This window comes from Streptococcus intestinihominis, from assembly GCF_046824975.1.
Lineage (GTDB): Bacteria > Bacillota > Bacilli > Lactobacillales > Streptococcaceae > Streptococcus.
The window spans coordinates 328,699-329,353 of record NZ_JBKQBL010000002.1; the positions used below are offsets into that span (position 1 = coordinate 328,699).

At 51.3% G+C, this 655-nt stretch carries 1 protein-coding gene; it reads right to left on the reverse strand.

The annotated features are described in order from the left end of the window. On the reverse strand, window positions 1–625 hold a 625-nt coding region (gene hflX, locus ACLOR3_RS05020), incomplete at its 3' end, for a GTPase HflX (RefSeq protein ID WP_412037040.1). Window positions 626–655 lie beyond the last annotated feature (30 nt).

Consider the following 655-nt stretch of genomic DNA (forward strand, 5'->3'; position numbering starts at 1 on the left):
CGTTGGTATAGCCGATCAAGCCAATCTTAAAGATGGGGGATTCTAGGCGTTTTTCCCGGACCACTTCACGGTTCTTCTCGACCACCTTGAGTTGACGCTCGATATCAGTGATTTGATTGCGGACACTTCGGCGGTTCAACTCCAGCTGACTTTCTCCCGGTCCACGGGAACCAATCCCCCCGGCCTGACGGCTGAGCATGATCCCTTGACCCACGAGACGGGGCAAGAGGTACTTGAGCTGGGCCAGATGAACCTGGAGCTTGCCTTCGTGGCTTCGTGCCCGCATGGCAAAGATATCCAAAATCAACTGCATCCGGTCGATGACCTTTACACCTAAGATTTCTTCTAAATTCACATTCTGGCGAGGGGTCAAACGGTTGTTAACGACAACGGTCGAAACCTCATCCGCATCGACCATTTGGGCAATCTCTTCTAGCTTCCCAGAGCCGACAAAGGTCTTACTGTCGTACTTCTCCCTCTTTTGAGTGTAGACGCCGACGACTTCTGCCCCGGCTGTCTTGGCTAGACTGGCCAACTCCTCCATAGACATGTCAAAGTTCTCCATGCCTTGGAGCTCGACGCCAACAATGAGGACCCGCTCCTGTTTTTTCTCAGTTTCTATCATCTAAAAATCTTTCTATATCTTGAAGAACCC